Raw genomic sequence first — 22,361 nt, 5'->3', positions numbered from 1 at the left:
TTCATTTCTTGTCATACATAAAATAAGTGATCGCGGATGCGGTGCTATTTATTGATTCAGTTTGGCGAGAATTTTAAAAACGATGGTGCCGAAGATCAGCAACATGCCAAACCAGATCGACAGTACGCCGGGTTTACTGTCGCGAAAGTTGAAGCCAATGGTGAGCAGCAACATACCAATCACAATGGGGATCAACATGGAATTAAAGGCGGATATTTCGAGCATGTTCTGGACCTGAAGAAGTTAATCACCCAAGTCTAGGTGGCTTTACGCAGAAGTGGGGTGATGTGTATCAAAAATGAATCGCCCGGGCACTCTTCACCTGTGTAAGAGCGAGCTTGTCTCGAGATCTTTTTTAAGATCAAAAGATCGCGAGGCAAGCTCGCTCCTACACAGGTTGGGTGTTTTACGGGAGTTCGTTACTGGCGTAGAACGCGCTCAATACTTTGACCAGGTGCGCCAGGTCGTGGCTACCGGCCAGCTCACGGATGGAGTGCATGGCGAAGGTCGGCAAGCCGATGTCTACCGTGCGCACACCCAGGTGGCTGGCGGTGATCGGGCCAATGGTCGAGCCACAGCCCATGTCGCTGCGCACCACAAAACTTTGCACCGGCACTTCAACCGCCATGCACAGATGGCGGAAGAACCCTGCGGTTTCACTGTTAGTGGCGTAACGCTGGTTGCTGTTGACCTTGATCACCGGCCCGGCATTGAGTTTGGGGCCGTGGTTGGCGTCGTGCTTGTCGGCGTAGTTGGGGTGCACGCCGTGGGCGTTGTCGGCCGAGACTAGCAGCGACTTCTGAATAGTGCGCACAAACTCGTCGCCTTCAGGCAGTACGCGCTGGAGGATCTGCTCCAGCATCGGGCCGTCCGCGCCGCACGCTGAACACGAGCCGACTTCTTCATGGTCATTGGCCACGAACAGGCAGGTTTCGTCGGTGTCGGTGTTCAACAGCGCTTGCAGGCCGGCGTAGCACGACAGCAGGTTGTCGAGGCGTGCACCGGCAATAAAATCACCGTTGAGGCCGATCACCGCAGCGCTTTGGGTGTCGTAGAAGCTCAGCTCATAGTCGAGCACCACGTCGGCGTTCAGGCCGTGCTCGCGGGCCAGTTGGTCGGTGAGCAGGGCGCGGAAATCCACGCGCTCATCACCTGCAACCTGCGCCAGAATCGGTGGCAGTTCGGTCTGCGGGTTAATCGCCCAGCCTTCGTTGGCCGTGCGATTAAGGTGGATCGCCAAGTTGGGGATGGTCGCAATCGGCGCGCGGAAGTCGATCAACTGGCTCTCGACCTTGCCATCGCGGCGGAAGGTCACGCGCCCGGCCAGCGATAGGTCGCGGTCAAACCAGGGGGCCAGCAAGGCGCCGCCGTAGACTTCCACGCCCAACTGCCAAAAACCCTGGCGTTGCAGCTCTGGCTGAGGCTTGACCCGCAGGCAGGGGCTGTCTGTGTGAGCGCCGACCATGCGGATGCCGCCTTGCAGGGGCGAGTGACGGCCCAGCTTGAAGGCGACGATGGAGGAGTCATTACGGGTGACGTAATAGCGGCCGTTGGCTTCGGTGTACCACGTGTCGCGCTCGTCGAGGCGCTGGTAACCGGCGGCTTCCAGGCGTTGAACAAGGCTGGCGGTAGCATGGAACGGGGTAGGGGAGGCCTTGAGAAAGTCGATCAGGCCTTGGTTCAACTCTTCGCGCATAAGTTACTCCAGACAGCAATGCCGCGAGTTTAGCGCATTGACCACAAAATTTGATCCCTCAATTCTTGTAGCCGCTGACGAGGTACGAGGCTGCGATGCGGGCCGCAGGACCGCCGTCTGGGGTCGCTGCGCAACCCATCGCAGCCTCATGCTTCGGCAGCGGCTACAAGGGCGCTGTTAAAACGGGGCGGGGCACTCGAAGCGCAGGCGTTCGCCGGTCTGCGGGTGGGTGAAGCTGAGCATGCTGGCGTGCAGGCACAAACGCGGGTAGGCCGCCAATGCCTGCGGGTGCGCGTACAGGCCATCGCCCAGCAGCGGGTGGCCAATGGACAACATGTGCACGCGCAACTGATGCGAACGCCCGGTAATCGGCGTCAGTTCAACCCGGCAATAATCGCCGCAACGCTCCAGGACTTTCCAGAAGGTCAGCGCGTTCTTGCCAAACTCGTGATCGACCACGTGGCGTGGCTTGGTCGGCGGGTCGTAGCGCAGGGGCAGGTCGATGCTGCCACTGTCCAGCTCCGGTTGGCCCCAAGCCAGCGCGGTGTAGGCCTTTTCTGTTTCGCGGTCGTGAAACTGACGCGACAACTCGCGGTGCGTGTCGGCATCGCGGGCCAGCAGGATGATCCCCGAGGTTTCCCAGTCCAGGCGGTGCACGATGCGGGCTTCGGGGTAGCCGTTTTCTTGCAGGCGGGTGATCAGGCAGTCTTTGTTGTCTTCGGCGCGGCCCGGCACCGACAGCAGCAAGGTCGGCTTGTTGACCACCAGAACGCCCGCGTCCTGATGGATGATGTGAATATTCGACAACGGCATTAAAACAGCCTCTTAACAAACGCCAACGGCGGCTTGGAGATCCCCCTGTGCAGAGAAACCTCCAAGCCGCCGTGGTATCAGCCGGATTGATTAACGATCTGGCAGGGTGATGTTGAGTTCCAGAATCGAGCAGCTACCCTCGTTTTCAAGGGCGATCTGTACTTGATCATCGCCGATGTTGACGTATTTGCGGATCACCTCGACCAGCTCTTTTTGCAGGGCTGGCAGGTAGTCCGGGGTGCTGCGTTGGCCGCGTTCGTGCGCCACGATGATCTGTAGACGCTCTTTCGCGACCGACGCGGTGGTTGGCGTTTTGCGGGTACGAAAGAAGTCAAAAATGTTCATTGTTTAGTTGCCTCCAAACAGGCGCTCGAAGAATCCCTTCTTCTGTACATCGAGGAACCGATGCTCCACGGTTTTGCCCAGCAAGCGATCAACCGCATCGCTGTAGGCCTGACCGGCGTCACTTTGGTCATCAAGGATCACCGGCACGCCCTGGTTGGATGCCTTGAGCACCGCCTGGGATTCCGGGATCACACCCAGCAGTGCAACTGCGAGGATTTCTTTGACGTCTTCAACGCCGAGCATTTCACCCTTGCTGACGCGATCCGGGTTGTAGCGGGTCAGCAGCAGGTGTTCCTTGATCGGGTCTTCGCCCAGCTCGGCGCGGCGCGATTTGCTGGCCAGCAGGCCCAGCATGCGGTCCGAGTCACGCACCGAAGAGACTTCCGGGTTGGTCACGACAATCGCTTCATCGGCGAAGTACATGGCCAGGTGGGCGCCGGTTTCGATGCCCGCCGGAGAGTCGCAGACTACGTATTCGAAGGTCTCTTTAAGTTCCATCAGAACTTTTTCGACGCCTTCTTTGGTCAGGGCGTCTTTGTCACGGGTCTGGCTGGCAGCCAGCACATACAGGTTTTCCAGACGTTTGTCTTTGATCAACGCCTGTTGCAGGTTGGCTTCGCCGTTAACCACGTTAACGAAGTCATACACCACGCGACGCTCGCAACCCATGATCAGGTCGAGGTTACGCAGGCCAACGTCGAAGTCGACGATGACGGTTTTGTGCCCGCGCAGTGCCAGGCCCGTACCGATAGCGGCGCTGGTGGTGGTCTTACCCACACCACCCTTGCCGGATGTAACCACTAGAATCTTGGCCAAGGTGCTTCACCCCTAAGGAAAAAGGACTTTTTAGTCCCTGAATAACATCTCTAAATAAACGACAACAGGTGAACAGTCTTGGTGGACATCCCCCAAGCCAGGATTACACAGCGTAAACACTGGCTGATTGCTGACTTCCTACAAAGACTAGTCTGTTTTCTCTACGTAATTGAGATGGTTGGAAAATGGCGTGAGTATCCGTTAAAGACGGGTGATGTTCAACATGTCACTTGACAGACTGATTTGAACCCCGGCGCCCCACAAAGGATCGCGTCGCAGGTCTTCGGACACTTTGTACATTCCGGCAATGGACACCAGTTCGGCGCTCAGTTGCTGGCAAAAAATTCGCGCTCGGGTGTTGCCTTTGTGCCCGGCAAGCGCTCGGCCACGCATGGGGCCGTACACATGGATGTTGCCATCGGCCATAAGTTCCGCACCGGGGCTGACCGAGGCGATGACCACCAGATCGCAACCCTCGGCGTATACCGTTTGGCCACCACGTACTGGCGTGGTGATGATGCGGGTCGGTTTGATGGCCGGCTCGGGCGGTTTCTCGGGCTTTTTCGGTGCAATTACCACTTCAACCGGGGGCTCGATCGGCCGCTCGCGGGCACCGGACGGCGGCAATACCGGCAGGTCAATGGCGATGGCGGCAGCGATGTCTTCGATGCGGCTGGCGCGAATGGCCAAGGTGCGCAGGCCATGTTGGCGACACACGCGCATCAGCCCGGGCAAGTCGACGGCACCGGCACCGGCGGGCAGCTTGTCGAGCGCCAGCACCAGCGGGGTGTTACTGAAAAAATTGGGCGCCTGGGCAACTTTGGCGGCCAGTTGGCGATCAAGGGCTTCGAGGTTGTTTTGGGCCAGTTCCAGCACCGTAATGGCGAGCATACTGCCCTTAAGCTGAAACACGGGGGCTTGGTCTTGCGATTCGGTTTGGCTCATGGTCGGCTTAATGCGGCTTGTCACTTAAAGTGCAGAGACTTATAACGAGAACGCCCGCGAGCCGCAAGCCGGGTCTAACGATGTAGAATGCCCGGCCCTTGTGTCTGTCCGGAATCATTAATGGATCGCCCGCTTTTTCGAGCTGCTTTTTTTCATCCCCGCTTTTGGCTGCTGTGGTCAGGGCTTGGCGTACTGTGGCTGGTGGTTCAGCTGCCTTATAAATGGCAGTTGGGCATTGGTCGTTTTCTGGGGGCTTGCATGTTCCGGGTAGCCGGTGAGCGCCGACGCATTGCTGCGCGCAACCTTGAACTGTGCTTTCCCGAAAAAAATGCCGCTGAGCGCGAGCGCCTGCTCAAGGAAAACTTCGCCTCAACCGGCATCGCCTTTTTTGAAATGGCCATGAGCTGGTGGTGGGCCAAGCCGCGCCTGGCCAAGTTGGCGCATGTCGAAGGGCTGGAGCACCTGCAGCAGGCCCAACGCGAAGGCAAGGGCGTCATCTTGATGGCGTTTCACTTCACCACCCTGGAAATCGGCGCCGCCTTGCTCGGGCAGCAGCACACCATTGATGGTATGTACCGCGAGCACAAAAACCCGTTGTTCGACTTTATCCAGCGCCGCGGCCGCGAGCGCCACAACCTGGACTCTCTGGCGGTGGAGCGCGACGACGTGCGCGGCATGCTCAAGTTGCTGCGCGCCGGGCGGGCGATCTGGTACGCACCCGACCAGGACTACGGCGCCAAGCAAAGCATTTTCGTGCCATTGTTCGGCATCGAGGCCGCCACGGTGACCGCCACCAGCAAATTCGCCAAGCTGGGCAAAGCGCTGGTTGTACCCTTTACTCAACAACGACTGGCGGATGGCAGTGGTTATAAGTTGGTGATTCATCCGCCTTTGAACGACTTTCCCGGAGAAAGCGATGAGGCCGACTGCCTGCGTATCAATCAATGGGTCGAGCGTGCGATACGCGAATGCCCAGAGCAGTACTTGTGGGCACACCGCCGCTTCAAAACCCGGCCGCCGGGCGAGCCAAAGCTGTACGACAAACGCCGCAAGTAACCCGCGCTGCAAGGGCGCCGGGGTATGAACGGCCGAGCGTCGGTAACCGGGTTGATTCTGTCGGGGGGCGGTGCCCGGGCGGCGTATCAAGTGGGGGTACTGGCGGCCATTGCCGAGTTGTTACCTGCGGGGGCGCCCAACCCGTTCCCGGTGATTGTCGGCACTTCGGCTGGAGCGATCAACGCGGTCAGTCTGGCCAGTGGCGCAATGAACTTCACCCAGGCCGTCGAGCACTTGACGGCCTTTTGGCAAAACTTTGAAAGCCACCGTGTGTTGCGCAGTGATTGGCCGGGGGTGATTCACCAGGCCAGCCGCTTTCTGGGCCACAGCTTGTTGGGCCTTGGCAGCCACGTCCCGGTGGCGCTGCTCAATAGTTCGCCGTTACGCGAATTGCTCAACGACAAAATCAACTTTGCCGGTATCGATCAAGCTATCGCCGCTCAGCACTTGCGCGCTGTGGCGCTCACGGCTTTTGGCTACTCATCGGGCCAGGCCGTGACGTTTTATCAAAGTGAAGGTGCCATCGAAGGCTGGTTGCGTCATCGGCGCATTGGCCTGCCGACGTCGTTGACCGTCGAACATTTGCTGGCCAGCTCGGCCATCCCGCTGTTGTTTGCCCCGGTAAAAATTGGTGAAGAGTATTTTGGCGATGGCGCCGTGCGCCAGTCTGCACCCATCAGCCCGGCGTTGCATTTGGGCGCCAATCGCGTGTTGGTGGTCGGGGTCAGCGGCAACCCGCGCGGGCCGGACCGCCAGGGCGGGCAAGCGCGCCAGTACAACGCGCAGCAACCCACCTTGGCGCAAATTGGCGGGCACATGCTCAACAGCACCTTTATTGACAGCCTTGAGAGCGATATCGAACTGCTGGAGCGCCTGAACCACTTCAGCCGGTTGCTGCCAGGGCAGCCCGACAACCTCGGTTTGGCGCCGGTTGACGTGTTGGTCATCGCCCCCAGCCAGCCCATTGACGAAATCGCCGCCCGCCACCGCCACGAACTGCCCGCCGCGCTGCGCCTGTTTTTACGCGGGCCGGGGGCAACCAAAACCAGCGGCGCGGGTGTGTTGAGTTATTTGTTGTTCGAGGCGGGCTATTGCAGCGAGTTGATTGAATTGGGGCGCAAGGATGCATTGGCCCAGCGTGCGGCGTTGATGGGGTTCTTGGGTATTACGTAGCAGTTGACGAGCCTAGATGCGCTTTGGAAACGCGGTGCATGCCAATCCCCACCTCACTCGCAGAAATTACCCCCCGAATAGTGTTGGCGCCAGCGAACGGAAATTTCTCGGAAGTTCGCATTATTGAAGCGAGTTGTCACGCGAAACGACTGATTTAAAACATATTTAGCGAGGGGGCTGTATACATAGCCACCTGTCAACTCTGACAGTATCCAGAATGTCAGGAAAAGTGTTGAATAACTTAATGCTGTCAGGTGGTGAGAGTCGATACATGCCTAATTGATTTTGGCGACTCCATCATGATGCAAATAGTAAATAGCTGTTTTATTTGTATTTTTATTAATGAGATGGAGCGCAGAATATGTCGTTTTTTAAAAAAGGCCGGGCATTGAAAAAGTCATCTGCAGTGGTTCGGTCGGTGGGGGAGAGCGGTCCGGTTATTAATGAATTAGACATACCCACTATTGATCAGGTCATTCCAGGTGATGCGGAGGGGCTGATTTTATTAAAAGACTCGTATACGGATCTGGATATTAAAGTTCCTATTTGGACTGATCGCGCGCCTAGTGATCCATTTTTGAATAAGCTTCACCTTGAGTGGTTGCCAGAAGGTGAGGCAGCTTGGGTTAATCTTAAGAGTCAAGACGTTCCTGCCTCTGTGCCCGATGAAGATTTTCCATTAAATATTAAACTTGACAGTCACTTTTTTGAGAACAGGAGTGGCGCATTTTCTATTCGATATGTAGTGGATAACTGGACTGGGAGTGGCAGTAAGAATTCGTTTGATACGCCTTTTTTTATTGATAGGCAGCCCCCTCAATTTGTTGATGCAAACCCGATTATCGAGGTCGATGCATTAGTGACTGATGCTTCGTTGGCGGCCAATGGTGGCGTGTTTTGCGTCATTCCTGACTTCACAGAGCGCCATAAAGAAGATGTGCTGGTGGCCGTTGCCTGGCTTGATAAGGTTGTTCCAGAGATCCCGGCTGACACTGACTTGGCTTTTTTAGGACCGTTACCGCCTGATCGCAAGATTTTAATCCCTGCCGATAAAATAACGCCGCTGGGGTCGGGTTTGCATTTTGTAATGTGTGTGTTGATTGATAAGGCCGGCAACAAGAGCATTTTGACGCTGCCCGCGCAGGTAGCGGTCGCTTTAGGTACGTTGCCCTCTGCCTTGGCGGACCCGAGGATTCCACAGGCCGATGACGGTATTGACCGCAACGATGCTTTTGAACAGGTGAAGGTACTGATTGATTCGATTACAGATTATTTGCCTGAAGACGGTATCGTCATTGATTGGGAGGGCGTACTGACCGATCGGATTTCGATTGAACAATTGTTACCCTTCCCGCTTGCTGTATCTGTGCCTTGGCTGAAAATGAAGGCGCTGTATGATTTTGTTGATGGCGGCGACCAACCGGTAACCGTTAAATACCAAGTGTTGCGTGGCGTCACGCCTACGCCTTCCAATGACATTACGGTACAGACCAACTTTGAGTTCGCCGGGCCACCTAATCCAGATGAGCCTGATCCGGTCAACAAAGACTTGGGCGAAGTTGAAATTTGGGGTAGTTCGACAACGCCAAATATATTGGTGCTCGCAGATGAAAATCTCCCGGCAACAGCAAAAATACGGTTATATGACAACCCGGCTGTGGGTGACACATTGACTGTGTATTGGGATGGCAACGTTTTAAGCTCTGCACCGTATACCGTAGATGGTTCGGAATCACCTAATCAAGTTATTGAGCTTGAGGTGCCGTGGGCGGACATAGCAGTCAACCCTATCAATTTGCAGTTGCCAACTTTTTATACTGTGACTCGCGCAGGTCTCAAGAATCCTCAATTGTCATTGCCGACGGATGTTAATGTGCAAGTGGTGGCCATTGAACTACCCGAAGCCGTGTTCCAAAGGCGGTACATGGATACGTTGCTGAACTGTAACTCACTTGTCGAAAAAGGCGGTGTGTATGGCATCGAAGTATTGATACCCAAGTCACAATACTTGGTCCCTGACGAGACTATTGAACTGTTCTGGCAAAGCTACGATGATGAATGGAGTCCCATAGAAGATACGTACTGGGAGGCGACGCATAAAGTGTCCGAACAAGAAAAAGAAAACGGGATCATGTGGTTTGTTCCGTATACCGAGTATCTACTGCCGACGTATGGTGGGTCTGATCATCAGTTCGGTTTTGGTCAATTTCTTTACCGCATAACCATTCATGGTAATGCTACGCCGTCTCCTCAAGCCCAAACCATGGTTGCGATGGGGGCGGGTGCAGGTGGGGGCAGTTGCGAAATTCCTCCCGCACCATGATTAAAGACCACAGGCTGTCAGGTAAATAGCACGATTGGTGTCTGTGTAGGTTTTTTCCTGCTTTTTTTAGGAAAAAACCTACATCAATTTAAAGCATGGCTATATACCATCTCGCGCTTTTCTAGAATTCAAACGAATTAAACGATTATGTCGTCTTCGTTTTTTTTAAATAATGTGCCGACGGTATCCGTAAATGAAAAATGATTTTTTCAAACTTTTTAAAGTTAGCCCGATCTCTCTAAGTATTGTCGGCGTAGTGCCACTGCTGCTATGTGCCCCTCAAGTGGTGGCCGGCATTATCGTAGGTGCAGACAGAAAGATTGATGCGAGCACTGCGGCAGATTTTTATCGCCTGTCGAACGATGCAAGCCTGACCGCAACCGGTGCGAGCACGTATGAGTTAAACCTGAACGCAAGTTCAAAACTTTTTATGTCAGGGTCAGCAGTCAATGCTCAAGGGAATGAAGCCGGTATCTATTTACGTGACAGTGAAGCCACCTTGTCGAGCAGTACAATCACGAGTGCATCCTCTGGGCTGGTTGTTACACAAAATGTGGGGACGGGAATAGGTTCGAAGGCCACGGTCAATGACAGTGCAATCACGGGTGGTTTGCAGGGAGTGATTGTCGGCGGCTTGAGTTCAGTGATGTTGAACCGCACGGCAGTGACGGCGACAGATGCCAAGGGGTTTGGCCTTCAAATGGCTGGTGGGCAAGCTACTGCAATCGACAGCAGTATTACTGGCGGCAATCATGGCGTACTGGTTTTAATTGCAGAAGGCTCGGGATTAACCCTTAGTAATACTCAAGTTGAGGGCCTGCACGGTTCGGCTATAAGGGTTGATGATTTCGGTGCAACACCTGCTTCAGTTGAAATCCTGGTGAGTAATGGTTCCACCTTGACTGGGGGAAATGGCAATGTGCTGGAAGTCGGCAACGGCGCGACCGCCAATATGACGGCCAACAATAGCCAGCTAAAGGGTGATGTCGTGGTTGAAGCCGGTAGCACGGCGAATATTACGCTCGAAAATACTGCGACGTTGACGGGTAATCTGCAGAACGTATCCAGCTTGGCGCTCAATAGCCAAGGCCAGTGGATTATGGTCGGGGACAGTGTGGGGCAAGTGGGGGAATTGTCGATGGATGGCGGTTCCGTCAAGTTTGGTAAGGGTGATGAGTTCTTTACTCTGTCAGTCGCGAACCTTAAAGGTAACGGTACGTTTGTAATGGACGCCGATTTTGCCCAAGGCAAAACCGACTTCCTGGAGGTGACAGGCCAGGCCAGCGGCTCCCATAGCTTACTGGTGGGCAGTAGTGGTCAAGACCCATTGTCTGATACCAAATTGCATGTGGTGCATATCGGCAGCGGCGATGCACAGTTTTCGCTGGCTAACGGCCGTGTTGATCTTGGTACTTATTCATACGACCTTGTCCAGGACGGCAATGATTGGTATCTGGGATCGACCGGTACCATCAGCCCGGGTACGCGCTCAGTGTTGGCCTTATTTAATACTGCCCCTACTGTTTGGTATGGCGAGTTGACCAGTTTGCGTAGCCGCATGGGCGAAATTCGCCTGGACCAGGGCAGTACCGGGCTTTGGATGCGTGCTTACGGTAACAAGTTTGATGTTTCCGAGAGTTCCGGGTTGGCCTACACGCAAAACCAGCAGGGGATTTCGTTTGGTGCTGATGCGCCTTTACCCATCGGTGATGGGCGCTGGTTGGCTGGCCTGATGGGGGGTTATAGCAAATCTGATCTTGACCTGGCGCAGGGCACATCAGGCACGGTCAACAGTTACTACGTAGGCGCCTATACCACGTGGATTGACGAAAGCGGTTACTACTTTGATGGCGTGCTCAAATTCAACCGTTTTCAAAATCAATCCTCCGTCAGCATGAGTGATGGTGAGCGTGCAAAAGGCGATTATGACAACAGCAGTGTCGGTGCTTCTGTGGAAGTTGGCCGTCATATTAAATTAGGCAATGACTATTTTATTGAACCCTACACTCAACTATCAGGTGTAGTTATTCAGGGTAAACGTTATGAACTGGATAACGGTATGGCCGCGGATGGTGATCGTACGCGTTCGTTACTGGGCAAGCTTGGGGTGACCGCAGGGCGAAATTTTGAGATGAGTAACGGCAACGTTATTCAGCCTTATGTACGAGTTGCCTATGCGCGTGAGTTTGCCAAGAATAACGAAGTGAAAGTCAATGCTGAAGTGTTCAATAACGATCTTTCCGGTTCTCGTGGAGAGTTGGGTGCAGGTGTCGCTATGTCCGTTTCGGATCGCCTGAGCCTGCATGCTGACTTCGATTACAGTAACGGTGACAAAATTGAACAGCCCTGGGGGGCGAATGTGGGCATTCGTTATTCTTGGTAAATAGTCGATGACGTTAAAGTGGCTTGACACCGCCGTGCCACTTTAATTACGAGGCGTATTGGCTGCATAGTGAGAGCAGATCATGTCCAGAATTAATTACCCTAAACATTTACCTGTGCACGTTCCTCCAGATGCAGCCAAGGTTCTGGATTTGCTTCCCGATGTCGAAGGTGGGCAAGTCAATCTTTTACCTCTGAGCGCATTGTCTTCGCCTGTTCGCGTGTTGGTGCCGCAGTGGCCTAACGGTTCGCCGACGGCGGGCCTGTTTGATCATGTTGAGTTGGTCTGGGGCGGCTCCGTCGTGGATGACTTGTCTATTGATTATGCTGGGACGGATGAGCAGCGAACATTGTTCATACCTCTGGCAGACCTTACTCATGGGCAACATACGCTGTTGTATCGCGTTAAAACATGGAATGCCCAAGACTATGTAGACTCCTTGGCCATCGATGTCACTGTTGACCGGGTGGCCCCCCGTTTGAATACCCTCGATAGTACGTTGAAGTTTTCCTTAAAAATAAGTCCTCCCAATAACATAACTGCTGCTTATCTGGATGACCCAGCCAACAATAATCAAGTTGTAGCCACGCTGCCTGACTACACTGAAAAAAAGGTGGGGGATGTCATTACCTGGTACTGGGATACGTCGCCCAGCGGTCAGCAAGTTGTCGCTACCAAGACGCTGGTGCTGGCAGACCTGAGTCTGCCGCTGCAGGTGGCATACCCGGGGGATTTGCTGCGCAGGGCTAATGGTGACTTCTACGCCTCGTACCGAGTGCGTGACCGTGCAGGTAATGGCGACGATGTGTTGGCCAACCCGCAGCTATTAAACGTCAATATTCGCCCACCCACCCCGCGCAAGTACCCAACCGTCATGGAGGCCTCGAGCAGTAATGAGCGTGGTGTGCTTGCGCCTTTTCAGGGGACTGATGGCGTGACCGTTGTGGTGGCGATGACAGAGATTGACCCTGGCGAGGAGGTGCTGGTGGACTTTATCGGTGCGCCAGGGCCTGGCTCTGTGAGCGGCGTGAAACCCACCACGGCAGGAGGGCTTGAGTTCGCCATCCCTGCCTCTGTGGTCGCGGCAAACATTCCTGTGAGTGGGCTTGGTAATGCGGTAGAGGTGCGTTATTGGGCCGGCCAGGATGCTTACCCCTCACAGGTTTATACATTGACCATTAATGCTTTTGCGGCAGGCGTGCTTGGCAGTATCCATTGCAGGCAAGCACAAGTCGGTTCGCCGGCGACCCTGGCCAAAAAAGATGTCCCTTCAGCAGGCGCAAACCTGGAAATCAGGAAATGGGCGTACCAGGCCCCGAACCAACTGATTAAGGTATGGGCGGTTACTTCAGGCCTTGAATCCTATTTTCTGGACGCCGTGGCGCAAGGGGCTGATGGCACGTTCGAGACATTTTTGCCCAAAAGCTATGTTGATTCTCTGCCCATAAACGCCATTATGACGCTGCATGCCAGCATCAGTTTTGACGAAGGCAAGCAGTACCTTGCGTTTAAAACCGAAGCGTTGAAAATCATTGCCTAGGTAATGAGCCCGTTTTGCCCGGCAGGGCTGATCTGTCGGGCCGATTTATTTGTAGGTAATGGTGAATCCTAATGCGCCATCTGCCGAACCTGCTTCGACATCAGCGCTGGGGGCGGTCTGGTAATAGCGAGCGTTGAACTCCAGCAGCATGCCGCCTGTGGCCGGGATAGCGGCCTGCAGCACGTCAGTCTCCAGGGGAACCGGGGTAATGGCGTCGCGCCCCAGTACTTGAATACCAACCCCTTTCGCGGCGGAGGGGCCTGCGAGGCTGAAAAGACCTTGAGATGCATCAATGGTGGTGGATCCGGCCGTGGGATCCAGGCGTATATAAGCGTTTGTCACCGTGCCCCCGGGTAATGGGTCGGATACACAGGAGTTCAGCGCGATAGTGAAGGGGACTGCATCGGTGGCATGCCCTTCGCCGGTAAACGCCGAGCTTGGCCAATCCCCCAGTTTGACGGGGTCAGCGCTGACAGGATTGGTTGACAGCGTGCACTCGGCTTGAGTGACAGAGCCGCTCAAGGCGACGCCGAAAGCATTGGGAAGACCGCTGAATGAACCTTTGACCAACTCCCTGCCAGCGTCCAGCGGTTGCAAGCCCGGGCTGATAGGTCCGGTTTTGATCAAGGTTACAGTGCCCTGCAAGATTGCGTGTTGAAGGGCGAAAGGGATGTTGAAGTCGATGTAAGCATCAAATGGCACCGAACTGTCAGGGCTGCTTAGTTTCCAAAAGTTAGGTGTTAATCCGTCATACGGCCTGCCGAATGTGATCTGGGCACCGACTCCGGCAATGTTGGTCGGCAATATGTCTCCTCGGGTTGTCACGCCGTTCCTGCGCAGTAGGGGGCCGGGTACAGCGGGCACGCTATTGGATGCGTTGAATGTCAGACGGGCAGTGCCGTCGTTTTCGCAGAAAATGCTGTTGCCACCGCCACTGGCAAAAAAAGGTTGCTCAATCGGGCCTATCGGGTCACCTATCTGGGCATCTCTGGGTACATATAAGGCATTCACATTGGCGGTGTAACGAACTGGCCCCGTTCCAACTCCCCAAAAACACGTATTGCTGGCCGCATAGGCTGGGCCTGTGGCCATGAGCGCGTTGGCTGCCAGCACGAATACTACGCCTGGAAATGATTTGAGCGACATACGGTGTTTGATCCTGGTTAAAGCAACGCCAGGCACTGCAAGCTGCCTGGCGTATGATTGAACGAATAGTGAATTAGCGGCATGTCAGGTCTTGAACTCGATAGCCCTGTATCAGAGGAATGCTCTGGACATCTATGTGTAACTGGCAGTGCTGTTCGCCGTTATTGCCCCAGCGAACGAAGACGGTTTGCTGATTTTGAACAGTGCTCAGCATGACTTGACCGGCCTGGCCGACAACGGCGAGTACTTCGCCCGTGGCATTGCTGACCTGAGCGCCAAAAGGCAAGGTCGCACCGCGCATGTCGCGTGTGGTGAGCACCACTCGCTGGACTCTGCGTGCAGCAAAGCTCGCCTTGATCACAGCTCCGCGGCGAGGTACTACTTGAGTCACACCGTTATCAATTTCGACATCAGGATCCAACTGGTCGGTATCGAGAATGACGCGGTTTATCCGGTAGGGTTGTAACGACGGGATAAGTGCATAGCCGTGCTGATTGGTTTTGGCAGTTGAAGCATTGAGCAGACCGACCCCGGCGATATCCGGAACATGAATCAGACCGCTGGTTTCACCCAGATAAGGGCCTGCTTGCAGCCCGTCGGCATGCAGCAAGAGTGTGCCGCTGGCGTTAAGCGAAAGATTGGTATAGTCGGCGCCTTGAGTAAGGCCTGCACCCACGCTGGCAAAAGAGGCCTGATAGCCCAGAGACAGTTCAGTGCTTTTTTGCTGGTTTTCATCACTGGCCAGAGAGGCCCGATAATTGAGCCGGTCTTGATCGGTACGGCCCGCCAAAGAGGCACGCTGACTGAACTGCCCAGCGCTTTCGCGTATATCGTAAGTCGCCGTTGTTGAACGCCCGAAACTCAGAGGCATCGAGATACTGACACCGAGCTGGCGCTCATTGAACTGGTCGTCGTTTAACGACTGCGAAGCGTAGAGGCTGTAGTTGATCGATTTATAGCGGGAACTGAAATTCAACTGAAATTGACGTTGCTGGTCTTCCGACTGCCAGTAGTCCTCTTGGGATAAGGTCAGACTCAGCGAACTGTAGCGCCCCACGTCCTGAAAAATCGAGGCTTCCAGCAGGCTGCGTCGGCTTCCACGAAAACGCTGATCGGCGCTGCGCTCACGCACAGTTTCGCTAAAGTCCCGATAACCTGCGGTGGAGTAGCGATAACCTGCAAAGCGCAGATTTGTTCGGGTTTCGAACGATTTACCGTACTTGATCGCATAGCTCAGCCCCTGAGCGGTACGGCTGCTGTCATTGCGATCAATCTGAGCGTCAGAGCGTGTCACATCAAATGACAAGGCACCGATTACGCCCAGGTTTTTGCTGAGCCCCAGTGTGCCGGCCTGATAGAAATCGTTTCCCATCAAACCGCCGTAGAGTGTGGCGTTCCACCCGATCCCTGTCGCCAGCGTCCCTTGCCATATCAATGCATCATCCTCTGAAAAAGACGGTGCGTTGTAGCGACCCATACTGGTGCTGTAACGCCAGACGCCTTCGCGCAAAAGGTTATTAAGCGTGGCGTAGGGCTGAGTAAAGCGACGTACCTGGCCATCTACCCCGGTCAGGATGATTTCCAGCTCACCGCTGCCTGCGCCTGTGGTGAGGTCGTTGATCTCGTAAGGGCCTGCGCTGACATAGGTTGAGTAGATAGGGAAGCCGTTTTGACGGATCTCGAGTCTGGAGCGAGTGAGTGCCACGCCACGCACGATCGGGGCATAGTTTTGCTGTGAATCAGGCAGCATGCTCATGTCTGATGCGATCTGGACACCCCTGATCGGGATGCTTCTGAATACATCGCCCGGAGTAAAGGTTTCACCCAGGGTCAGTTGCGAGTGCGTGCCGGGTAGGTCTCGTTGCAGATAGGTGTAGGCCCGTGACCATGTGCGCTCCCCTTGTGCATCGCTGCGAAACGTATTGTTGCTGCGCAAGCGCCAGGCACCCAGGTTCACGCCGCTGTTCAAGTACAAGTCGTGACTGTTGTTTTGGCCGATCTGGTCGCTGTTGCTTTGTTGCGCGGATACTTGATAGCTCACGAACGCTGAGTTGATACCGTAATCCCAGCGTTGTGGGTCGACATAACCGGCGACGTCACGACGCATGGCTATTTGCGGGATTGAAATGGACAACTCAAGCGTGCTGTCATCCAGTTGTGCGGTCGCGCCGGGAATAAGGCGTTGCAGATCGACACATGCACCCAGCGTGGCTTCAGGTTGTTCCAGGCTGTCTAGTTTTACGCCGATATCATTAAGCAATTGGGGTGACAGGCACGGCGTAAGCTCGTCGTTTTGATCATTTGCGGTGAAGTCGATTTCCCGGCTGTCGAAGACGTTCTGGTTGGCATGAATACTGACCAGGTAGCGCCCGGGTATCAGATGCTGGCGAGTAGACAATGCGAGCAAGGCCAGTTCACCGGCATCGTTGGTGTGAGTGTCCGATTGACGCATGAATGAAGACTGAAACTCCACGTCTGGGGACGCCTGTGCTAAATCAGCCTTCCCCGCGACAACACTGGCGCCGGTAAGCAAACAACAATGAAGCAAGCGATTAGTTGGGGTCGAGCGGCTGTGCGGTAAATAAGGCATGTGGTAAGTCCGCGCAACGTTAAAGATCAAGGGCGACGGGCAGCGTCATGGGGGGGGTGTAACCTCCAAAGTCAGTGATGACTGAAAAATTTACTTTTATTTTCTGACCCGGCTTGAACCCATCCAGCTCATACACCTGAGTGGCCAAAGGGAGCGCCATTGAAGTGTCTTTTAAACTGACAGTTTGTCCCGGTGCACTGAGTTCAATACGCACAAAAGACACATGGAAAGGGCTCGGGTTGTTAACGACCAAGCGAACATGGCCGTCTACTGTACGGATAGACCATTGCAAATGTTGCAGGCTGTCCAGCAGCGTACTGTTAAGTCCGACAGGTCGATAGAACACTTTTATTCGTGAGCGCAATGCAATATTTAATTGGTTCTCTTCGCTGGCTTCTCGTTGCGGTATTTCTTGCACATTGAAATAGAACAGTGATTCGCGATCGGTAGGTAATGTGTTGGGCAAACCGTTTATTTGCACATGTTGTTCTTTACCGGCATTCAAGCGAAACAGGGGGGGTGAGGCAATAAAGGGCACGGGCGTTATTTGGTCATCAGCAGCCGTATTGACCCAGGTCTGTACCGCGAAGGGTTTACCGCTTGGGTTGGACACCCTGACAGAAACATTGCGCTTGTCGCTGTCGAATACCACACGCGTGCTACTAATGGTCAGCGCGCCGTAACTCTTGGGTAGCCACACGATAATGACGCCCAATAACGCGCAGCTCAGCGCACGGCTTGTGAGCCGTGCGCAGGGTTTGGTAAAACTAAACATAGCGAGTCTCTTAAATAAGAACAGGGCGTGAAACAACGGGCAGTTAAGCCCGTTATTTAAATCAGGCAGGTTGTATCACTCAAAGTCCACGCGGAACTCGACGTCTGCATCAGCAGGGCCAGGGCCCACTGGCGTAGCGATGGCGATATAGACTGCGTTGAAGTACATCAATGTTGGGTTGTTTTCATCCACCGGGTAGAGTTTGGAAGGGATACCCCCTTTTATCAGGGTGCCGGTGTTGTCCTTGATCGCCACGGCCACGTTAGTCGCCGCGTCTGCTACATGTTTGATGCCATAGTACTCACCGGCACCGCCTTGTACCGAGCGGAATGTTACCTTTGCGTTGAGTGTGTCAGGGTCGAGCACGCACGTGCTGTTAGGGGTAATGCGCATCTGAAAGCCACGACCGCCACCTTCACTGCCCGTGGCAGTGAAATGACTTGCATCAACTGATCCAAGGGGTACAAGGTTACTCACTGCGCCACTTTCAGGGTTGACGATTTCAATAGGGCAGGTCGCACTACTGATCTTTCCGGAAAAGTTGATGGTGCCGTCAAAGGCGAATGCTGAAGTGGCTGCCAGGCTCAATGCCAGCCCAAACGGAAATATAAATAAAGATGTCTTCATTTTATGTGTGCCTTTATTGAAAAGTAATAATGTGAAAGTGCACTGGTGTGAGTGTTCACGCTAGTGCCAATTTATGAAAGCGCTGGGATAATAATGGGGAATAAGCAGGAGGGATATGAGAGAACTCTCATTTTTTTGGTGAGGCTGCGAAGTGTATTGCATATAAATGTGTGAAAAAAAACGGGCTCCCCATTGGAAAAGGAGCCCGGATTGTTATTGCCCAGCAGCAGGGTGAATCGGTATTTTGTTGCCTATATTTATTCTGATTTGTTCGGCGCTTATAGTTGGAAGCTCCTGCGTTGTAACTGTTGGAGCAACATTATGACTCTGACCATCAAAAGTAGACACCGATTTATTGTCTTGTTGTTCCTTAAGATCCGCAAATGTAAAGTTTGACCTTCTCGATGGTTTGCCCGGGGTAGCAACTGCGGGTTGAGCCATTTGTACATTCCGACTAGGTCCTGGGTTGCTTGGCAAAGCCGGCGCTGGCTGGCCTGCTGGAGGTAGTGGTGCCTTACTCGAAGTCTGTGTTGAAGCATCTTTGAAGGAGCGTGTAACGCCTTCGCTCGCCTCAGCAGTCCCGCGTCCAGAGTTGCGGCCCGCTTGTGTTGTTCCTCCCATCAGGTTGTTGTTTTCAAAGGAGCGCTTGAGGCCCGTGTGATAACTTGCTTGTGCAGCCGCTTTTGCCTTGAGCTTGGCAGCGGTTTTGATGGCGCTATAAATACCGAAAGCACCAAACAGCACATCCAGGCCACCGGAGATAAGAGAGCTGGTCGCGTGTGATTCTCGTTTTCTGAGTTCAGTTGCTTGCGTCGCCATAACGCCCTCATAGATCCCGTAGGCACCAAAACCAATACCTACGCCTGTGAAGACGATTGTGCTTGTTATGGCTGCAATACCCACGGGGGGGGCAATGACAACCGCCGCTACTGACAGAGCAATACCGATGGCTGAGAGTATTCCCCCGAGCAACCCCTTGGTGTTGGTTTTGCGATTGGCATGGCCTGTCGGGTCAACATAGTTGATGGGGTCTCCAGCACAATACACATAGGGGTTTATCCCACCCGCGCCGAACGGGCTGAGCGAGTCCGGGCTATGAAAGCGCATCAGTGTCGGGTTGTACGCCCGATACCCCAGACCCAGCAGATACCAACCACTTTGCTCGTCCCGCACTTCACCGTTGAAACCGAGCAGGCACTGCAGGTCATCATCCGGGCTGCGTTCACCATAAGCACCATAAATGGCTTTACGCAGCAGATTCTGGCTGCTTTCGGCCAGCACGCTGTTTTTACTGTCGCTCAGCAATAACAGGGTGTGTTCAGAGCTGCCTTGCTCTTGCTGGCCCAAAGGCTGGTCGTTGAGGTAAAGATAGTGAGTATTGGTATTCCCTTGCTCTGTTCTGCACAGGCGATCGTCCTCATAAAAGCGCAAGGTTTCGGTTTGCCTGCCACGTGTGACGCCCAATAAGTGGTTGTGTGCGTCATAGCGGTACTGGCTGACCCGATTGCCGTCAGCGTCGTTGACGCTGAGCAGCCGGCCCTGGGTATCGTAATGCAAGCTTTGGCCGTTTTCGTCGTGCAACAGGTTACCGTCTGCATCGTAATCCAGGTTGCAGACAGGTGGGTAGGCAGGGTGGCTGTGGGTAACGCTGACCAATTGGCACGGATCATTCGCGGCAAAAGTGCTTTCGGCATCATCGCAACTGCCGTCTGCAAATGTTGTGTACACCGCAGTCACATTGTCCAGCGCGTCGAAGCCAAATACTTGTTCGCGAATCGCATTGCCGTAGCGATCTTTGGGCAGGTTTGTGCCTTCGCAGTTGTATTGCACCATGCGTCCGCGTTTATCGTAGGTGAAGGTTTCCAGCAGTTCGGTTTGGTCATTGAGTTGCAAGTGACGGCTTTGCAGTTTGCTATCGACTCGATATGCCTGGGTGATGGTTTGTGTGGGGTGGCCTGCGCCCAAGGTCATCTTTCTAATAGTTTCCCGGCCTTGGTCGTCGTAAGTCAGTTCGGTTAATAATGTCTGCTGGTTGGCTTTATTTTGGGCGCTGACCGTGCACACCTGACCTAATTCGTCATAGCCAATAGTTGCGAGAATATCGCCTTGCTCAACGCTATCGATTCGAGCTTTGTCGTCATAGGTGTAGGTACAGTCCAAACCGTTGATTTGAACGCGGGTCAACGGACGTCCGTTCAGGGTTTGGGTGTACTGAGTTTCCCACTGTTTGCTTGTACCTTGTTCGGTCCAACGCTCAGATAGCACTTGGCCATTGTTGTTGTAAGCAAACTCATGCAGACCCGCAACGTTTGTTGACGAGGTTAATTGCGCACTTCGTCTATCGTAGTCAAAGCGCGACTCCTCGCCACCTGCTGTGATGATTGTCGGTGTGTCTACCAGACCCGGCTCGTATGTATAAGTGAGGATATTTTTGCCAGCGGTGAGCATGTTGCTCACCTGAGTTTGGCCACCTACATAAAAGTACTCCTGAAAGCGAGGACCGACCTTTACAGTTTTCCTGCGGTCCAGGCCATCAAACGTCTGAGTGCCGATGAGTTGAGTTTTTTGGTCAGCCACAACCTCAAGGCTGACAGGCAATTCCTGGGAGCTGTGAGAGGCATAGGCACGGTGAATTTCGGTGTAATCGGGTAAGACGGTTATCTGTAGACGAGAGAATGAGTCGTAGACAAAACGTGTGGTTTCGCCCAATTCGTCAATTTGCTCGACGCAGTTACCCAGACCGTCATACCTGAGCTCACGTGTGCTGATGGTTTTACCATTGGCGTCCAGTGTCTCGATTTTGTCTTCTTTATCGAACAGGTTGAGCGTGACGCGGCTTTTGCCAATGATTTTGGGTTCTGCTCCGGCGCTCTGAGCCCAGCGGGTCAAGGTGTGTTTGGCCTGATTGTTTTCGGTAATCTGAACCACACCATCAGGGCCTACGACCTTGAATTGCTCGCCCCAAGCGTCGTACTCGTAAGTGGTGGACAAGGAAACGTTTTTATCAGCTTCCCAGTCAATAGTCGTTTCACGGGTCAATTGCCCCAAGTGATTGTAGACAGCGCTATAGGTGCTGCGGAACAGCTCGGGGTCGCCACCCAGCGCATCGGCGTCCTGGCGATCTTCTTTAAGCACTCGATTAAACCCGTCCAGCCAGGTACGGGTTTCAACGCCTTGAATGTCGGTCGTGTATTGCACTGCCTGTTGGCCAGGTGTTCCATTGGTCAGTGCATAGCGATAGGTGCGTGTGGCTTGGTATGGGGTGTCAGGCGCTGCTGTTTCTTGGGTTACGCGCCCCAGTAGGTCGTACTGGTAGATGGCATGTGCGTCGTTGTCATCACGGCTTGAAAGCTTGGCACCGTCAAGAGTTGAGTGCTCTTCGGTGATGACTTTGCGTACCTGCGCACTGGGGGCGACCAGGTTTTCTGGGTCGTCAGGTATGTCATCAAAGCCAATCATGGTGCTGATGGTACGCATGGCCATTACACCGGCACGGATGTTGGGCGTGATGTCATAGTCGTAGGTGGTGGTGCTCAGCGTCTCCGCCTTGTTGTTCAGGGTCTGCTGCATTTTACTGAGACGCCCGTGCCGTTGTGCATCGTCCGGCGTATTGATGTACTCATGGGTCAGGCGCCGCAACTCTGTGGGCGCGAGGCCATCCAGTACCTGTACCAGCGTTTCCTTTTGAAGTGTTATCCACGTTCCGCTTCCCGCCAACCCTTGGTATTGATCATAGCGATAACGCGTTTGCAGGGTTGGCGCCGACCCGAAACCGGAGGCTGCTGGAGTGACGGTTTTGCTCTTGAGAGAGCGCACAAATTTTTGCGGATCTGCTGGGCAACCATAGTGGCCTTCTTCACTATCTGCTTCACCGTCCCTGCTGTACCACGTGTTGGTTTCGATCACACCATTTGCGTTGCTCTGGGTCAGCAGGTTGCCATAATCATCATAAGTGGCCGTCACTGTCTCGGTGTGTCGTGGTTCAGTGGCGTTGGCGTTTCGCCATATCTTGGTGACTGTTTTTGGCAATTGGCAATAAGCGGGTTGATCTTTGAAGTTCTTTTGCGGGTCGATGTAGTACTCGGTCTCGGTCACTGACAAGGTGTCTTCACTGCCCGCTTCGGCCTTTTGGG

16 protein-coding genes are annotated in these 22,361 nt (G+C 54.1%); 5 read left to right on the top strand and 11 right to left on the bottom strand.

Annotated features, from left to right (window positions below):
• Window positions 1-48: 48 nt before the first annotated feature.
• From QMX84_RS18790 to minC, 6 genes are all read right to left on the bottom strand, one after another.
• Window positions 49-225, bottom strand: coding sequence for a hypothetical protein (locus QMX84_RS18790; RefSeq protein WP_164488139.1), 177 nt, complete (start codon window positions 223-225; stop codon window positions 49-51).
• Between the two features lie 181 nt (window positions 226-406).
• On the bottom strand, window positions 407-1,696 hold the full coding sequence (locus QMX84_RS18785) for a M18 family aminopeptidase (RefSeq protein ID WP_153334569.1): 1,290 nt from the start codon (window positions 1,694-1,696) through the stop codon (window positions 407-409).
• Window positions 1,697-1,873: 177 nt separating this feature from the next.
• Entirely contained in the window at window positions 1,874-2,509 is a 636-nt protein-coding gene (locus QMX84_RS18780; protein WP_048368603.1) for a pseudouridine synthase, read from the bottom strand.
• A gap of 90 nt (window positions 2,510-2,599) precedes the next feature.
• Window positions 2,600-2,854: a cell division topological specificity factor MinE gene (gene minE, locus QMX84_RS18775; RefSeq protein ID WP_019410761.1), complete on the bottom strand. Its 255-nt coding sequence runs from the start codon at window positions 2,852-2,854 to the stop codon at window positions 2,600-2,602.
• 3 nt (window positions 2,855-2,857) lie between these two features.
• A complete protein-coding gene (gene minD, locus QMX84_RS18770; protein ID WP_262125522.1) occupies window positions 2,858-3,670 on the bottom strand; it encodes a septum site-determining protein MinD in 813 nt (270 codons plus the stop codon).
• A gap of 201 nt (window positions 3,671-3,871) precedes the next feature.
• Entirely contained in the window at window positions 3,872-4,615 is a 744-nt protein-coding gene (minC, locus tag QMX84_RS18765; RefSeq protein WP_262125524.1) for a septum site-determining protein MinC, read from the bottom strand.
• A 120-nt stretch (window positions 4,616-4,735) separates the two neighbouring features.
• Between minC and QMX84_RS18760 the strand changes: the two genes are divergently transcribed.
• The 5 genes from QMX84_RS18760 (at window position 4,736) to QMX84_RS18740 (ending at window position 13,090) form a co-directional block, all read left to right on the top strand.
• Window positions 4,736-5,671 carry a lipid A biosynthesis lauroyl acyltransferase gene (locus tag QMX84_RS18760; protein WP_262125525.1) on the top strand — a complete coding sequence of 312 codons (936 nt, stop codon included), beginning with the start codon at window positions 4,736-4,738 and terminating at the stop codon, window positions 5,669-5,671.
• A gap of 24 nt (window positions 5,672-5,695) precedes the next feature.
• A complete protein-coding gene (locus tag QMX84_RS18755; protein WP_282364499.1) occupies window positions 5,696-6,844 on the top strand; it encodes a patatin-like phospholipase family protein in 1,149 nt (382 codons plus the stop codon).
• A 361-nt stretch (window positions 6,845-7,205) separates the two neighbouring features.
• Window positions 7,206-9,167: a hypothetical protein gene (locus QMX84_RS18750; protein WP_282364498.1), complete on the top strand. Its 1,962-nt coding sequence runs from the start codon at window positions 7,206-7,208 to the stop codon at window positions 9,165-9,167.
• 193 nt (window positions 9,168-9,360) lie between these two features.
• Window positions 9,361-11,550, top strand: coding sequence for an autotransporter outer membrane beta-barrel domain-containing protein (locus tag QMX84_RS18745; RefSeq protein ID WP_262125531.1), 2,190 nt, complete (start codon window positions 9,361-9,363; stop codon window positions 11,548-11,550).
• Window positions 11,551-11,632: 82 nt separating this feature from the next.
• Entirely contained in the window at window positions 11,633-13,090 is a 1,458-nt protein-coding gene (locus QMX84_RS18740) for a hypothetical protein (RefSeq protein WP_282364497.1), read from the top strand.
• 45 nt (window positions 13,091-13,135) lie between these two features.
• Here the strand turns inward: QMX84_RS18740 and QMX84_RS18735 are convergent, their stop codons facing one another.
• The 5 genes from QMX84_RS18735 to QMX84_RS18715 all read right to left on the bottom strand — a co-directional run bounded on the left by QMX84_RS18735 (window position 13,136) and on the right by QMX84_RS18715 (window position 22,323).
• Window positions 13,136-14,236, bottom strand: coding sequence for a fimbrial protein (locus tag QMX84_RS18735; protein WP_262125534.1), 1,101 nt, complete (start codon window positions 14,234-14,236; stop codon window positions 13,136-13,138).
• A gap of 73 nt (window positions 14,237-14,309) precedes the next feature.
• Window positions 14,310-16,709: a fimbria/pilus outer membrane usher protein gene (locus QMX84_RS18730; protein WP_282364496.1), complete on the bottom strand. Its 2,400-nt coding sequence runs from the start codon at window positions 16,707-16,709 to the stop codon at window positions 14,310-14,312.
• 136 nt (window positions 16,710-16,845) lie between these two features.
• On the bottom strand, window positions 16,846-17,601 hold the full coding sequence (locus tag QMX84_RS18725; RefSeq protein WP_282364495.1) for a molecular chaperone: 756 nt from the start codon (window positions 17,599-17,601) through the stop codon (window positions 16,846-16,848).
• 75 nt (window positions 17,602-17,676) lie between these two features.
• Window positions 17,677-18,228, bottom strand: coding sequence for a fimbrial protein (locus tag QMX84_RS18720; protein WP_282364494.1), 552 nt, complete (start codon window positions 18,226-18,228; stop codon window positions 17,677-17,679).
• A 213-nt stretch (window positions 18,229-18,441) separates the two neighbouring features.
• Window positions 18,442-22,323 (bottom strand): RHS repeat-associated core domain-containing protein, encoded by a 3,882-nt coding sequence (locus QMX84_RS18715; protein ID WP_282364493.1) that lies wholly within the window; start codon window positions 22,321-22,323, stop codon window positions 18,442-18,444.
• Window positions 22,324-22,361: the final 38 nt, after the last annotated feature.

This window comes from Pseudomonas sp. PS01297 (genome assembly GCF_029959305.1).
GTDB lineage: Bacteria > Pseudomonadota > Gammaproteobacteria > Pseudomonadales > Pseudomonadaceae > Aquipseudomonas > Aquipseudomonas helleri.
The sequence above is the reverse complement of the archived record's forward strand: the minus strand, read 5'-3'. Positions and strand labels throughout refer to the sequence as shown.

What these genes read in the sequence shown, in the direction of transcription:
- QMX84_RS18790 (WP_164488139.1), bottom strand. Translation starts at nt 225, where the DNA reads ATGCTCGAAATATCCGCCTTTAATTCCATGTTGATCCCCATTGTGATT.
- QMX84_RS18785 (WP_153334569.1), bottom strand. Translation starts at nt 1,696, where the DNA reads ATGCGCGAAGAGTTGAACCAAGGCCTGATCGACTTTCTCAAGGCCTCC.
- QMX84_RS18780 (WP_048368603.1), bottom strand. Translation starts at nt 2,509, where the DNA reads ATGCCGTTGTCGAATATTCACATCATCCATCAGGACGCGGGCGTTCTG.
- minE (WP_019410761.1), bottom strand. Translation starts at nt 2,854, where the DNA reads ATGAACATTTTTGACTTCTTTCGTACCCGCAAAACGCCAACCACCGCG.
- minC (WP_262125524.1), bottom strand. Translation starts at nt 4,615, where the DNA reads ATGAGCCAAACCGAATCGCAAGACCAAGCCCCCGTGTTTCAGCTTAAG.
- QMX84_RS18760 (WP_262125525.1), top strand. Translation starts at nt 4,736, where the DNA reads ATGGATCGCCCGCTTTTTCGAGCTGCTTTTTTTCATCCCCGCTTTTGG.
- QMX84_RS18755 (WP_282364499.1), top strand. Translation starts at nt 5,696, where the DNA reads ATGAACGGCCGAGCGTCGGTAACCGGGTTGATTCTGTCGGGGGGCGGT.
- QMX84_RS18750 (WP_282364498.1), top strand. Translation starts at nt 7,206, where the DNA reads ATGTCGTTTTTTAAAAAAGGCCGGGCATTGAAAAAGTCATCTGCAGTG.
- QMX84_RS18745 (WP_262125531.1), top strand. Translation starts at nt 9,361, where the DNA reads ATGAAAAATGATTTTTTCAAACTTTTTAAAGTTAGCCCGATCTCTCTA.
- QMX84_RS18740 (WP_282364497.1), top strand. Translation starts at nt 11,633, where the DNA reads ATGTCCAGAATTAATTACCCTAAACATTTACCTGTGCACGTTCCTCCA.
- QMX84_RS18735 (WP_262125534.1), bottom strand. Translation starts at nt 14,236, where the DNA reads ATGTCGCTCAAATCATTTCCAGGCGTAGTATTCGTGCTGGCAGCCAAC.
- QMX84_RS18725 (WP_282364495.1), bottom strand. Translation starts at nt 17,601, where the DNA reads ATGTTTAGTTTTACCAAACCCTGCGCACGGCTCACAAGCCGTGCGCTG.
- QMX84_RS18720 (WP_282364494.1), bottom strand. Translation starts at nt 18,228, where the DNA reads ATGAAGACATCTTTATTTATATTTCCGTTTGGGCTGGCATTGAGCCTG.